At 71.0% G+C, this 13,834-nt stretch carries 10 protein-coding genes; all 10 read right to left on the bottom strand.

All coding sequences use genetic code 11. The features are described 5' to 3' along the window. Window positions 1-15 precede the first annotated feature (15 nt). The gene (locus OG912_RS03775; protein WP_327708166.1) at window positions 16-732 is read right to left on the bottom strand and encodes an urease accessory protein UreD; all 717 of its coding nucleotides are present in this window, start codon (window positions 730-732) and stop codon (window positions 16-18) included. After that, window positions 729-1,379 (bottom strand): urease accessory protein UreG, encoded by a 651-nt coding sequence (ureG, locus tag OG912_RS03780; RefSeq protein WP_327713330.1) that lies wholly within the window; start codon window positions 1,377-1,379, stop codon window positions 729-731. Before ureG ends, OG912_RS03775 begins: the two co-directional genes overlap by 4 nt. Before the next feature lie 67 nt (window positions 1,380-1,446). Beyond that, complete coding sequence (locus tag OG912_RS03785; RefSeq protein ID WP_327708167.1) at window positions 1,447-2,112, bottom strand: urease accessory protein UreF; 666 nt, start codon at window positions 2,110-2,112, stop codon at window positions 1,447-1,449. After that, window positions 2,112-3,815, bottom strand: a complete 1,704-nt coding sequence (locus OG912_RS03790; RefSeq protein WP_327708168.1) for an urease subunit alpha — start codon at window positions 3,813-3,815, stop codon at window positions 2,112-2,114. The genes OG912_RS03785 and OG912_RS03790 overlap by 1 nt, the downstream gene beginning before the upstream one ends. Before the next feature lies 1 nt (window position 3,816). Next, window positions 3,817-4,146 carry an urease subunit beta gene (ureB, locus tag OG912_RS03795; RefSeq protein ID WP_327708169.1) on the bottom strand — a complete coding sequence of 110 codons (330 nt, stop codon included), beginning with the start codon at window positions 4,144-4,146 and terminating at the stop codon, window positions 3,817-3,819. Beyond that, window positions 4,143-4,445 (bottom strand): urease subunit gamma, encoded by a 303-nt coding sequence (locus OG912_RS03800; protein ID WP_327708170.1) that lies wholly within the window; start codon window positions 4,443-4,445, stop codon window positions 4,143-4,145. Before OG912_RS03800 ends, ureB begins: the two co-directional genes overlap by 4 nt. Window positions 4,446-4,686: 241 nt before the next feature. Further along, the gene (locus OG912_RS03805) at window positions 4,687-8,442 is read right to left on the bottom strand and encodes a S8 family serine peptidase (protein WP_327708171.1); all 3,756 of its coding nucleotides are present in this window, start codon (window positions 8,440-8,442) and stop codon (window positions 4,687-4,689) included. A gap of 107 nt (window positions 8,443-8,549) precedes the next feature. Next, complete coding sequence (locus OG912_RS03810) at window positions 8,550-9,701, bottom strand: XdhC family protein (protein WP_327708172.1); 1,152 nt, start codon at window positions 9,699-9,701, stop codon at window positions 8,550-8,552. A gap of 35 nt (window positions 9,702-9,736) precedes the next feature. Next, window positions 9,737-11,194, bottom strand: coding sequence for an NCS2 family permease (locus OG912_RS03815; protein WP_327708173.1), 1,458 nt, complete (start codon window positions 11,192-11,194; stop codon window positions 9,737-9,739). A gap of 255 nt (window positions 11,195-11,449) precedes the next feature. After that, window positions 11,450-13,834 carry a xanthine dehydrogenase family protein molybdopterin-binding subunit gene (locus OG912_RS03820; protein ID WP_327708174.1) on the bottom strand — a complete coding sequence of 795 codons (2,385 nt, stop codon included), beginning with the start codon at window positions 13,832-13,834 and terminating at the stop codon, window positions 11,450-11,452.

Consider the following 13,834-nt stretch of genomic DNA (forward strand, 5'->3'; position numbering starts at 1 on the left):
TATGTATGGTGCACATCAGGGGGTGAGCCAGGACTCCCAGACCGCGGTCAGCTCCGCCTCGACGGCCGGGGCGACCGTGTCCAGCAGCCGCACCTGCGCACCCGGCCCCGCCAGGTCGGCGCGACAGGGGTGCGGCGGACCCGCCGGGGTCGCGCCGAGTGCCGTGACGGCGCCGATGACGCGGTGAGGGCCGAGAAGGCCGGGCAGCTCGCGCAGCTCCGGGTCGGTCAGATCGAGGTCCTCGACGAGGAGCTCGCGTCCGTCGTACGTCACCCGGGTCGTGGCCCGCAGGCTCCCGCCGCGTTCGCCGGAGCGGCCGAGTACCAGGGTGTCGCGCCACAGCATCCGGGCCCCGGCGGCGAGTCGCGCATCCATCGTCCGGACGACGTCCGCTCCATCGGAGACGACGAACGGCAGGCCGTGCCACAGGAGTTCGCCGCCCTCGGCGATGTCGACGCGGGCCCGCCAGCGGGAGCTGCCGCCGCGATGGTCGTAGGCGACGAGACCGGCCGGCTCCACGAGCTCCAGGCGCGCGCCCGGACCGACGGAGATCCGCAGCCCGAGGTCGTCACCGGCCAGCAGCCCGGCCCGGGTGCCGACCAGGGCGATCCGTATCCGGTCGGACTCCGGCATCAGGGGGCGGGGCGCGAGGAACGCGCCGGGCCGCAGCTCGCGCGCCAGATGGCGGCCCGAGGTGTCGCGTTCGACGGCGACGACAACCGGTTCGTTCACGAGTGGCTGTGGGGCGCCATGGGGCCCGGGTCCGTGGGGACATGGGAGCCCGCGCGGTGACGGGCGAGCAACGACCGTACCCAGTCGGCGAGTTCGGCGACGGAGGCCGGGTCCTTCCTGGAGAGGGCGAGGACGGGAAGTCCGCCGCGGGCCGCGTCGGCGTCGGCGACCATGGTGGACACGTCCACCTCCACGTAGGGCGCGAGGTCGGTCTTGTTGATGATCAGGAGGTCGGCGCCGGTGATGCCGGGGCCGCCCTTGCGGGCGACGTCGCCGCCGCCCGCGACGTCGATGCAGAAGAGCTGCGCGTCGGCGAGGGCCGGGCTGAAGGTGGCGGTGAGGTTGTCGCCGCCGCTCTCGATGAGGACCAGGTCCAGCGGCCCGTACGCCTCCTCCAGATCCTCGACGGCGTCCAGGTTGGCGCTGACGTCGTCGCGGATCGCGGTGTGCGGGCAGGCGCCGGTCTCGACCGCGCGGATGCGTTCGGTGGGCAGGACGCCCGCCGAGCGCAGGAAGCGGGCGTCCTCGTCGGTGTAGATGTCGTTGGTGACGACCGCCATGGAGAGTTCGCCGGCGAGCTCGCGGCACAGGGTGGCCAGGATGGAGCTCTTTCCGGTGCCGACCGGGCCCGCGACGCCCAGGCGCAGGGCGCGCGGCTGGTTGAGCGGCTCGTGGAAGTGGGGGTTCGGCTGCGGGGCGGGGGTGGTGTCGTTCTCAGGCAAGGAAGAGTCTCCGTTCGCGTCGTGCGTGTTCGAGCGCCCACTGTTCGGTGAGCGGGGCGGTACGGGCGGGCAGCCGGTCCGGGCTCCGTACGGCGAGGGCGGCGGTCACCGCCCGTGCCGCGTCGGGTTCGGCGGCGAGGATCCAGGCCACCGAGTCGAGCGGGTCGCCGGGCAGGAGCTTCAGTGCGGCGGCGGCGATGGTCTGGAGCTCGTCGTAGACGACGGCGTGCGCCAGTTCCGTCTCGGTGACCTTCAGTACGGCTCCGAGTGCGCCGAGCGTGACCGGCCGCAGGGGCCGGCCGCTCAGGGCGGCCAGCGCGGTGACCGCCGGGTGGTCCGGGGCCAGCCGCCGGGCCAGCCGCCGCACCCCCCGGCCGAGCGCCGCCGACGCCTCGCGCTGGGGGGCGACCGGGGTCCGGGCGGCCAGGGCCTCCTGTACGGGCCCGTAGTCGACCGGGTCCTGGCGGGCGGCCCGCAGGGCGAGGACGGCGGCGGCGGCCTCGGTGACGGCGGTGGTGTGCAGCCGGGCCTTGAGGAGTGCGGGGATCCGGTCGCGGGTGAGGCCTGCTTCGACGGCGGGTTCGAGTCCCGCGCTGTAGGTGTACGCGCCGACCGGGAGCCGTCCGTCGCCGAGCAGCAGAGAGGCGAGGGACGCCATCAGAACAGGGAGTACCGCTGGGTCAGCGGCAGTTCGGCGGCGGGCGACGGCTCGACGAGCTCCCCGTCGATGCGGATGGCGAAGGTCTCCGGATCGACCTCGATGGCCGGGAGCGCGGTGTTGTTCGGCAGATCGGCCTTGGTGAGGTGGCGGGTGGGACGCACGGCGACCAGTTCGCGTACGAGTCCGAGGCGTTCGGCCAGACCGTCGGCCAGGGCGGCCGGGGCGACGAAGGTGACGGACAGGTGCGGGGCGGCCTCGGCGGCGGCGGTGGGGCGCAGGAGCACGGGCTGGGTGGTGGGGATCGCGGCGTTGGCGTCGCCGAGGGGTGCGTACACGACCATGCCGCCCTTGATGACGGCGGCGGGGCGGATGCCGAAGAAGGCGGGGTCCCAGAGCACCAGGTCGGCGAGCTTGCCCGGCTCGACGGAGCCGACGACATGGTCGATGCCATGGGCGACGGCGGGGCAGATCGTGTACTTGGCGACGTAGCGGCGGGCGCGTTCGTTGTCGGCGGGCAGGGCACTGCCGCGGTCCCCGAAGCGCTGCTTCATCACATGGGCGACCTGCCAGGTGCGGCAGACGACCTCGCCGATGCGGCCCATGGCCTGGGCGTCGGAGGAGGTGATGGAGAGGGCGCCGATGTCGTGGAGGATGTCCTCGGCCGCGATGGTGGTGGCGCGGATGCGGGACTCGGCGAAGGCGAGGTCCTCGGGGACGCGCGGGTTGAGGTGGTGGCAGACCATCAGCATGTCGAGGTGTTCGTCGACGGTGTTGACGGTGTGCGGGAGCGTGGGGTTGGTGGACGCCGGGAGGATGTTGGGGTGGGAGGCCACGGTGATGATGTCGGGTGCGTGGCCGCCGCCCGCGCCCTCGGCGTGGAAGACATGGATGCCGCGGCCGGCGATGGCGTCCAGGGTGCCCTCGACGTAGCCGGCCTCGTTGAGGCTGTCGCCGTGCAGGGCGACCTGGAGGCCGTAGGTGTCGGCGGCCTTCAGTGCGGCGTCGATGGCGGCGGGGGTGGCGCCCCAGTCCTCGTGGACCTTGTAGCCGCCCGCGCCGCCGAGCGCCGCCTCGCGCAGGGCGTCCTCGCCGACGGTGGAGCCCTTGCCGAAGAGCATGACGTTGAGCGGGACGCGGTCCAGGGACCGGTGCATCATCGCGAGGTTCCAGGCACCGGGGGTGACGGTGGTGGCCTTGGAGCCCTCGGTGGCTCCGGTGCCGCCGCCGATGACGGTCGTGGTGCCGGTGGCCAGGGCCTCGTGGAGGGTCTCCGGCATGAGGAAGTGGACATGAGTGTCGACGGCCCCGGCGGTCAGGATGCGGCCCTCGCCGGAGACCACGTCGGTGCCGGGCCCGATGACGAGGTCCGGGTGGATCCCGTCGGCGATGTCGGGGTTGCCGGAGCGGCCGAGGGCGACGATGCGTCCGGCCCGGATGCCGATGTCCGTCTTGACGACGCCCCAGTGGTCGAGGACCACGACATTCGTGATGACGAGGTCGAGGGCGCCCTCGGCGCGCGAGGTGGTCGCCTGGCCCATCGATTCGCGGATGGACTTGCCGCCGCCGAAGACGGCCTCCTCGCCGCCGAAGCAGCGGTCCTCCTCGACCTCGATCCAGAGGTCGGTGTCGGCGAGCCGGACGCGGTCACCGGTGGTGGGTCCGTAGAGCGCCGCATAGGCGGCGCGGGTCAGTTGTGCCATGTCACACGGCCTCCTTCGCCGCGGCGTCGGCCCCCGGCGCGGCGGGTACGACGATGCCGGGCACCGTCCCGCGTCCGCCGAGTGCGACGAGGGTGATCTCCGCGCCGACGCCGGGCTCGAAGCGGAGCGACGTACCGGACGGAATATCGAGCCGGAATCCCTTCGTCGACGGGCGGTCGAAGGAAAGGGCGGGATTGACGTCGAAGAAATGAAAATGGGATCCGATCTGAATCGGACGGTCCCCGTCGTTGACCACGGTGAGCTTAATCTTCTGACGGTCGGAATTGATGTGCAGTACGCCGGGTCCGGTCCGGACCTCGCCGGGGATCACGGGATCGGCGAGGTGATCGTGACGAGCTTGCGCCCGTCGGGGAAGGTCGCCTCGACCTGGACGTCGTGGAGCATCTCCGGAACACCTTCGAGCACGTCAGCACGGGTGAGGACGGATCGCCCCGCGGTCATGAGGTCGGCGACGCGGGCCCCTTCGCGGGCCCGTTCCATCGCCCAGCAGGCGAGGAGCGCGACGGCCTCGGGATAGTTGAGGCGCACGCCCCGCGCCCGCCGGTCACGGGCGACCATTCCGGCAACACTCAGCAGCAATTTCTCCGTGTCGGACGGAGTGAGAAACATGGGAAACCTCCATGGCGGCAGTCCACGGAATTCCCGGAATCGCCTCGGCCACCTTCCTCTTATAAGCCTCCGGGCGACGCCTTGGCAACTTCCATCACACCGCAAAAAGTCCCTTTTTGCCGTTATCGCCTGCCATATACGGGCAAGCCGGGCAAATTTTGATCATCGGAAGGGCATGACGAAGGCGGCCGCGCACCCCGTTCCCGGGGTGCGCGGCCGCCTCGACCGTGGCCTCAGCAGGTCATTTCAGGCCGAAGGCCCGGATGATCTCCTGGTCCACGGCGAGACCGTTGCCGGCCTCGGTGTGCGCCTTGAGCGAAACAGCGGTGGCGCCCTTCTCGGGGGTCCTGAACCGGGCGGTCCAGGAACCGGCCGCGTCCTTCTTCAGCTGCACCGCGCTCCAGGTCTCCCCGTCGTCGTAGCTGACCGACAGCGCGGCCTTCGTCGCCTTCACAGCGCCCTCCAGCCACTCCTGCGTGGTGGACGACAGGCCGATCTCGGTCCACTTCCCGGCCTTCACGTCACCGGCCAGGTCGGTGGCGACGTCGTAGTCCAGCTGAAGCATCGGGATGTCGGCCTGCGAGGGCCCTTCGGGGTCGAGCGCGCCGGAGACGAAGTTCCACTCGGTGTGCGTGCGCACCGAGGTCTTCCAGGTGTCCGCGTCGCGCGAGGCGTCGAGCACCAGCCGGTACGGGGTCTTCTCGGGTGAGAGGTCCCAGGCGTAGCCCGCGCGGCCGGGGGACTTGTCCAGCAGGGTGTCGCCCTGGAAGAAGGCGATGGTGCCGGTGTCGTACTCCTTGTCGGGCATGGAGCCGGAGTGGCCGGCGCCGGCGTCCGTCCACGGCGTGATGTTGAACTGGATGTCGTTGTACGAGGACCGGAACGGTCCCCAGTAGCCGGTGCCCAGTCGCGGCCGGGTGATCGGCGCGAACCAGTCGGCGGGGTAGGTGCGGCCCGCCGTGTAGTCCAGGTCGCCGCTGCGCTCCTCCAGCGAGGTGTCCGAGCCCTCGTCGTTGAAGACCGAGTGGTCCTCGTACCAGAACGAGGCGCCCGGCAGGGGGTTGACCCACTCGGTGCGGGTGGCCGGGTACTTCTCGTACTCGGCGAAGCCGATGCCGAAGCCGTAGTCGGGGATGTCGTAGCGGTAGCCGCCGCCGACGACGTCCCGGTGGCCGTAGAAGGTGTTCTCCACCTTCGCGAGCTGCCGGGTGGACGGGGCGAAGGCGAGCGAGCGGTCCGGGATCGTGCCGTCGTGACGGTCGACCAGGTCGTAGACGTAGCGCGCGAACTTCCGCTGGTCGACGGTCACCTTCCTGCCGCGCTGGGCGGCCTTCACGAGGCCCTCGCCCGCGAGGCGCTGGACGGAGGCGACCGGAATGGGCAGCGTGGTGCCGTAGTCGGCGTAGGACTCCATCAGGACGCCGTCGCCGCTGTTGACGACGAACAGGGCCTTCGCACCCGCGGCGATCGCGGCGGCGGCCCGGTCGGCGGGAGCCACCGTGTCACTGCTGCGGATCACGACCGCCTTGCCCTTGACGTCGAGACCGGCGTAGTCGGCCGTGGCGCCGTCGCCCGCGAAGACGCTGTCGAGCCGCTGCCGGCTGTCCTCGGCCACGGGCGAACCGCCCTGCACGGCCACCGGCACATCGCGGCCGTCGGCCGTCAGGTCGATCAGCTTCTCGCCTCGGCGCCAGCGCGTCAGGAAGGAGAAGCTGCCCTGGGTGACCTTCTTGGTCGGGCTCGCCCACAGCTGGTCGTACGTCATCGGGATCTGGAACGCGTCGCGCTGGACGGTGCCGTCCGGTGCGGTGCGCGCCATGTCGTAGCGCAACTGGCGGGTCTCGGTCTCCTGCGGTGTCCGCACGCTGACCTTGTGGGCCTTGGACGCGTCGAGCGCCACGGTGGTGGGCTTGTCGAGGATGATCTCGGGGGCGGCGAGGAAGGCGAGGGCCTGGGAGTCGGCCGTGTCGCCCTTGATGTCGGCTGTGGACCAGGCCGTGTAGTTGCCCGGGGGCAGCCGCAGGGTCATGTCACCGGGGACCGCGACGACTCCGAGCTCGGGGTCGCCGAGCTGTGCGATGACGACCTGGCCGTCCATCGGCTTGCCTGCGCGGTCGCGGAGCTGGAGCGTCAGGTCGTAGAGCTCCTGCTCCTTGTCGAGGGCGAATCCGGTGTGCGCGACGACGGCGCCCGAGGCGTCCTTCGCGATGACCTGTCCGGAGAACGTGGTGTTGTTCGCGACCTTCGACGGATCGAGCGAGAGCACCGCATCGGCGGTCGAGCCCGCCGGGACGGTCAGCTGCTCGGCCGACAGCGTGTACGCGTCGACTTCACTGTCCGTCGCCAGATCCAGGGTGACGTCCTCGGTACCCGTGTTGCGGTAGGTGATCGTCCGCTCGGACACCGGGTCCGAGGCGCTGTGCGGCCAGTCGTACGAAGCGACCGCGACGGACCCCGTGGCCTCGATCGTGGTGTCGATGGCGGCCTTCACGTCCAGGCGGCCGGTTCCCTGCTCGTACGGCGTGTAGGCCGGCAGCACCTTGGACGAGGTCATCAGCGCTTCCTTGATGCGCTGACCGGACCAGTCGGGGTGACGCTCCTTCAGAATGGCGGCGGCGCCCGCGACGTGCGGGGTCGCCATCGACGTACCGGACATCGACTGGTACATGCCCTCGATGCCGGGGACCGACTGCGAGGCGGCCGCGTTGATGTCGACGCCGGGTGCGGAGAGGTCCGGCTTGAGGCCGTAGGAGCGGGTCAGCGGACCCATGGACGAGAAGTCGGCACGGTTGTCCTGCTTGTCGACTGCGGCGATGGTGAGTGCCTTCTCCGCCGAGCCGGGCGAACCGATGGTGCCGGCGCCGTACGCGTTGCCCGCGGCGATCACGAAGAGCGGACCGCCGTCCGCGGACAGGGTGTTCACGGCCTGGGACATCGGGTCGGAACCGTCGTCCGGGATGCTGGAGCCGAGGCTCATGGAGACGACGTCGGCGCCCTCCGCCTTCGCCCACTCCATCGCCTCGATGATGCCGGAGTCGGCACCCGAGCCCTCGTCGCTGAGGACCTTCCCGATGATCAGGTCCGCGGCCGGGGCGACGCCCTTGTTGACGCCGTCGGAGGCGGCGCCGGACCCGGCGATGGTGGACGCGACGTGCGTGCCGTGGCCGTTCTTGTCGTCGACCTCCTCGCCCGGGACGAAGCTCTTGGACTCCAGGACGCGGTCCTTGACGTCCGGGTGGTCGGCGTCGATGCCGGTGTCCAGGACGGCGACCTTGGAGCCCTTGCCGTCGTACCCCTCGGCCCAGGCCTGCGGGGCGTTGATCTGCGGGACGGAGTCCTTGAGAGCGGCCTCGACGCGGCCGTCGAGCCACAGCTTCGCGATGCCGTTGTCCAGCGAACGGGCCGTGGACGTCCTCGCGATGTCGTTCCAGAAGGTGCGCGCGGTGCCCTTGCCGGCCGTCAGCGCCGCGCCGTGGATGGACTCCAGCGTCCGGACGGACTTGCTGCCGCGCGGGGCGGCGGGCAGCGAACGGGCCTTGCTCTCCGGGTAGGTGGCGATCAGCGGGATGCCGCCGGACTTCTTGTCGTCGTAGCCCATCTTCGCGAGCGCGGAGACGTTGAAGAGGCGGCGGTCCAGCTTGCCGGCGGCGATCAGGCTTCCGGCCTCGTCGGGCAGGACGTAGATGTCGTCCCCGGCCTGCTGGACGTGCACGCCGCCGGTCGCACCGTCGGGGCGGTCCACCGTGACGGTGTCCTGCTTGCCCGCGCCGTCGGCGTAGTGGACGACATCGCCGGTGACCAGGGTGATGTCGTACTCATGGACAGGAGCGGCCGGGCGGTCGGCGGACGGCGCGGTTCCCTCGGCGGCGGACGCGGAACCCGTGACGGGCAGCAGCGCACCGCTCACCAGGGCGACGGAGGTCGCTATGAGGAGGGCTCTGCGCCGCGCGCGAGCGGGTCTCGCCCGGCCGGCGGGTGTGGAGGGTGTCGAAGTCATGCACATGATTTACCGGTTGGCGCACCGGTACGTCATCGACTCTCGCTGGCGGGAAGCCGCCGCGGCGGCTTCCCGCCTGTTCCCGAACCGGCCCGGGGTACCCGCCGTCAGGCCACGGAGGCGATGCGCCCGGCCGGTGCCGGGGTGCCGGTGTGATGGATCGGGGTATGGGCGCCGGTCAGCGGGACACCGCTGCCGCCGCGGCGGTCGGCGACTATCTCGGCGGCGATCGAGAGGGCCGTCTCCTCGGGTGTACGGGCGCCGAGGTCGAGGCCGATCGGCGAGTGCAGCCTGGCCAGTTCCAGTTCGGTGACGCCGGCGTCGCGCAGCCGGTCGTTGCGCTCCAGATGGGTGCGGCGCGAGCCCATCGCGCCGACGTAGGCGACCGGCAGCTTCAGTGCCGCCTCCAGGAGCGGGATGTCGAACTTGGCGTCGTGCGTCAGGACGCACAGGACGGTGCGGGCGTCCACGCCGGTGGCGGCCAGGTAGCGGTGCGGCCAGTCGACGACCAGCTCGTCGGCGTCCGGGAATCGCGCCTTCGTGGCGAAGACGGGGCGCGCGTCGCACACCGTGACGTGGTAGCCGAGGAACTTCCCGGCCCGTACCAGTGCGGAGGCGAAGTCGATGGCCCCGAACACGATCATCCGGGGCGGCGGGACGCTGGACTCGACGAGCAGGGTGAGCGGCTGCCCGCACTGCGAGCCGTCCGCGCCGATGGTGAGGGTTCCGGTGCGGCCCGCGTCCAGCATCGCCCGGGTCTCGGCCGCCGCGGTGCGGTCCAGCTCCGGGTGTCCGCCGAGCCCGCCCTCGTAACCGCCGTCGGGGTGGACCAGCAGGGGCCGGCCGAGGAGTTCGGCGGGGCCGTCGGTGATCCGGGCCACCGCCGCCGCCTCCCCCCGCGAGGCGGCGGCGAGCGCGGCGGCGAACACCGGGCGGGCGGGGTCGTCCGCCCTGACCGGGGTCACCAGGATGTCGATGACGCCGCCGCAGGTCAGGCCCACCGCGAAGGCGTCCTCGTCGCTGTAGCCGAACCGCTCCCGTACGGTGATGCCGTCGTCGAGGGCCTGTTGGCACAGTTCGTACACCGCGCCCTCCACACACCCGCCGGAGACCGAGCCGATCACCGTGCCGTCACGGTCGACGGCGAGCGCCGCACCCGGCTGCCGGGGCGCACTGCCGCCGACGGCGACGACGGTGGCGACGGCGAAGTCGCGTCCCTGCCCGGCCCATCGGTCGAGCTCCTCGGCGATGTCCAGCATCTCGGTCTCCTTGGCGGATGTGTGGAGCGGCGGCGTCAGCTGACGCCGAGCCAGCTCTCGATCGGGTGCAGGGCGAAGTAGATGACGAAGATCGCCGTCAGCCCCCACATGAAGGCGCCGACCTCACGGGCCCGGCCCTGCGCCGCCTTGATGGCGACGTAGCTGATGACGCCCGCGGCCACACCGGTGGTGATCGTGTACGTGAACGGCATCAGGACCACGGTCAGGAAGACCGGGATGGCCACCGAGCGGTCACTCCAGTCCACGTGCCGGGCGTTCTGCATCATCATGGCGCCGATGACGACCAGGGCGGCGGACGCCACCTCGGCCGGCACGATCGCCGTGAGCGGGGTGAAGAAGAGGCATGCGGCGAAGAAGAGCCCGGTGACGACGGAGGCGAGCCCGGTCCGGGCGCCCTCTCCCACACCGGTCGCCGACTCGACGAAGACCGTCTGGCCGGAGCCACCGGCGACGCCGCCGATCGCACCGCCCGCGCCGTCGATGAACAGCGCCTTGGACAGGCCGGGCATCCGGCCCTTGTCGTCGGCCAGCTTGGCCTCCGTACCGACACCGATGATGGTGGCCATCGCGTCGAAGAAGCCGGCCAGCACCAGGGTGAAGACGATGAAGCCGACGGTCATCGCGCCGACGTCGCCCCAGCCGCCGAACTCGACGTCCCCGAAGAGCGAGAAGTCGGGTGAGGAGACCGCCGAGCCCGTGAGCTCGGGCGGGCCGCTGCTCCAGATCTTCGGGTCGACGTGGGCGACCTTGTTGATCACGACGGCGACGACGGTGCCGACCACGATGCCGATGAGGATCGCGCCGGGGATGTTGCGGGCCTGCAGCATGAAGATCAGCAGCAGGGTCACCGCGAAGACGAGGACGGGCCAGCCGGCGAGTTCACCGGTCGGGCCGAGGGAGACGGGAGTGGCCGTGCCCTTCTGGACGAAGCCGGCCTTGTAGAGGCCGATGAGGGCGATGAAGAGCCCGATGCCCATGGTGATGCCGTGCTTCAGCGGGAGCGGGATCGCGTTCATGATCAGCTCGCGCAGACCGGTGACCACCAGCAGGCAGATCACCAGCCCGTACATCACGCACATGCCCATGGCCTGCGGCCAGGTCATCTCCGGGGCGACCTGTGAGGACAGGACACCGGAGACGCTGAGTCCCGCGGCGAGCGCGAGGGGGACCTTGCCGACGAAGCCCATCAGCAGGGTGGTCGCCGCCGCGGCGAGCGCGGTGGCGGTGATCAGACCGGGCTGGCTGAGGAGGTTGCCGTCGACGTCCTTGCCGCCGAGGATCAGCGGGTTGAGCAGCAGGATGTACGCCATGGCCATGAAGGTCGTGACGCCGCCGCGCACTTCGGTGGCCACGGTCGATCCGCGTTCGGATATGTGGAAGTACCGGTCGAGCCATGATCTGCCCGCGGGGACGCGCGAGCCCGGGCCCGCGTCCTCCGCGCCGGTCTTCGGTTCCACTGACTGCTGGGTCATGATGCCTGACTCCCAAGGTTCACAGGGGCACCCGCGATGGTGAGTGGAGATGCGGGATTTGGGATGAATGCTCTGGCTGCACGACCCGGGGGACGGCCCGAGACGAACTGTTCATGCATGGGGAAAGGGAACTGCGTACATCAGGTCAAGGGCCGCTAGCGGTGCGGAACTTGGGTTCTCCGGGCGGTACGGGCGGAGGAAGTGTGACGTTCCCTGGAGGCGCGCACCGCCCGGAGAGCTGTGGAGGAGCTCCGGTCAGGTGCCGGTGAGGTGCTCCGGGCGGACCGGGGTCCGGTTGAGCTCCAGCCCCGTCGCGTTCCGGATCGCCGCGAGGACGGCCGGGGTCGACGACAGGGTGGGGGCCTCGCCGACACCACGGAGCCCGTACGGGGCGTGGTCGTCGGCGAGTTCGAGCACGTCGACCGGGATGGTCGGGGTGTCGAGGATGGTGGGAAGGAGGTAGTCCGTGAAGGACGGGTTGCGCACCTTCGCGGTCTTCGGGTCGACGACGATCTCCTCCATGACGGCGATGCCCATGCCCTGGAGGGTGCCGCCCTGGATCTGGCCGATGACGGAGAGCGGGTTGAGCGCCTTGCCGACGTCCTGGGCGCAGGCCAGTTCGATGACCTTGACCAGGCCCAGCTCGGTGTCGACCTCGACGACCGCACGGTGCGCGGCAAAGGAGTACTGGACGTGGCCGTTGCCCTGTCCGGTACGCAGGTCGAAGGCCTCGGTGGGCCGGTGGCGCCACTCCAGTTCGACGTCGACCGCCTCGCCCTCCAGCACATCGGCCAGGTCGGCCAGAACCTCGCCGCCGTCGGTGACGACCTTGCCGCCCTCCAGCAGGAGTTCGGCGGTGGCCCAGGCGGGGTGGTACGTACCGAACTTGCGGCGGCCGATCTCCAGGACCTGCTCGCGGACGGCCTCGCAGGAGTTCTTCACGGCGCCGCCGGTGACGTACGTCTGCCGGGAGGCGGAGGTCGAACCCGCCGAACCGACGCGGGTGTCGGCCGGGTGGATGGTGACCTGGGAGACACCCAGTTCGGTACGGGCGATCTGGGCGTGCACGGTGACGCCGCCCTGGCCCACCTCCGCCATGGCGGTGTGCACGGTCGCGACGGGTTCGCCGCCGATGACCTCCATGCGCACCCGGGCGGTGGAGTAGTCGTCGAAGCCCTCGGAGAAGCCGACGTTCTTCAGGCCGACCGCGTATCCGACACCGCGTACGACACCTTCGCCGTGCGTGGTGTTGGAGAGCCCGCCGGGCAGTGCGCGCACGTCGGCGTGCTCGCCGGCGCTCTCCCACTGACGCTCCGGCGGCAGCGGCCTGGCCTTGACCCGGCGCAGCAGTTCGGCGACCGGGGCGGGCGAGTCGACCACCTGTCCGGTCGGCAGCAGGGTGCCCTGCTCCATGGCGTTGAGCTGCCTGAACTCGACGGGGTCCATGCCGAGTTCGGAGGCGACCTTGTCCATCTGCGCCTCGTAGGCGAAGCAGGCCTGGACCGCGCCGAAGCCGCGCATCGCGCCGCACGGCGGGTTGTTGGTGTAGAGGGCGAGCGCCTCGATGTCGACGTCCTCGATGACGTACGGGCCGACGGCGAGCGAGGAGGCGTTGCCGACGACGGCCGGCGAGGCGGAGGCGTAGGCCCCGCCGTCCAGCACGATGCGGCACTTCATGTGGGTCAGCTTGCCGTCACGGGTGGCGCCGTGCTCGTACCAGAGCTTGGCGGGGTGACGGTGGACGTGTCCGAAGAAGGACTCGAAGCGGTTGTAGACGATCTTCACCGGCTTGCCGGTGCGCAGCGCCAGCAGGCAGGCGTGGATCTGCATCGACAGGTCCTCGCGCCCGCCGAACGCGCCGCCGACGCCGGAGAGCGTCATACGGACCTTGTCCTCGGGCAGCCCGAGGACGGGGGCGATCTGGCGGAGGTCCGAGTGCAGCCACTGGGTGGCGACGTACAGGTCCACGCCGCCGTCCTCGGACGGCACGGCGAGACCGGACTCGGGGCCGAGGAAGGCCTGGTCCTGCATGCCGAAGACGTACTCGCCGCTGACCACCACGTCGGCGCGTGCCTTCGCCGCCTCCGCGTCGCCGCGGACGATCGGCTGGCGGTGGACGATGTTGGGGTGCGGTACGTGCCCGATGTGGTGGTCGTCGCGGCCCTCGTGGACGAGGATCGCGTCGGGGGCGGTCGCGGAGGCCTCGTCGGTGATGACCGGGAGCTCGCGGTAGTCGATCCGGATCTTCGCCGCGGCACGGCGGGCCGTCTCCGGGTGGTCGGCGGCGACGAGCGCCACCGGCTCGCCGTGGTGGCGGACCTTGCCGTGGGCGAGGACGGGGGTGTCCTGGATCTCCAGGCCGTAGTTCTTCACCGCGGTCGGCAGGTCGTCGTAGGTGAGTACGGCGTAGACGCCGGAGGTGGCGAGCGCCTCGGAGGTGTCGATCGAGACGATCTCGGCGTGCGCGACGGTGGAGCGCAGGGTGTGGCCCCAGAGCATGTCCTCGTGCCACATGTCCGAGGAGTACGCGAACTCGCCGGTGACCTTCAGGATCCCGTCGGGGCGCAGCGTGGATTCGCCGATGCCGCCCTTGGTGCGGGTGCCCTGGTTGATGCTGTTGGGGGAACCGGTAACGCCCAT

Source organism: Streptomyces sp. NBC_00464 (genome assembly GCF_036013915.1).
Taxonomy (GTDB): Bacteria; Actinomycetota; Actinomycetes; order Streptomycetales; family Streptomycetaceae; genus Streptomyces.

Coding starts and splice junctions, on each gene's coding strand:
- OG912_RS03785 (WP_327708167.1), bottom strand. CDS start 2,112: ATGGCGTCCCTCGCCTCTCTGCTGCTCGGCGACGGACGGCTCCCGGTC.
- OG912_RS03790 (WP_327708168.1), bottom strand. CDS start 3,815: ATGGCACAACTGACCCGCGCCGCCTATGCGGCGCTCTACGGACCCACC.
- OG912_RS03800 (WP_327708170.1), bottom strand. CDS start 4,445: ATGTTTCTCACTCCGTCCGACACGGAGAAATTGCTGCTGAGTGTTGCC.
- OG912_RS03805 (WP_327708171.1), bottom strand. CDS start 8,442: ATGACTTCGACACCCTCCACACCCGCCGGCCGGGCGAGACCCGCTCGC.
- OG912_RS03810 (WP_327708172.1), bottom strand. CDS start 9,701: ATGCTGGACATCGCCGAGGAGCTCGACCGATGGGCCGGGCAGGGACGC.
- OG912_RS03815 (WP_327708173.1), bottom strand. CDS start 11,194: ATGACCCAGCAGTCAGTGGAACCGAAGACCGGCGCGGAGGACGCGGGC.
- OG912_RS03820 (WP_327708174.1), bottom strand. CDS start 13,834: ATGGGCGTTACCGGTTCCCCCAACAGCATCAACCAGGGCACCCGCACC.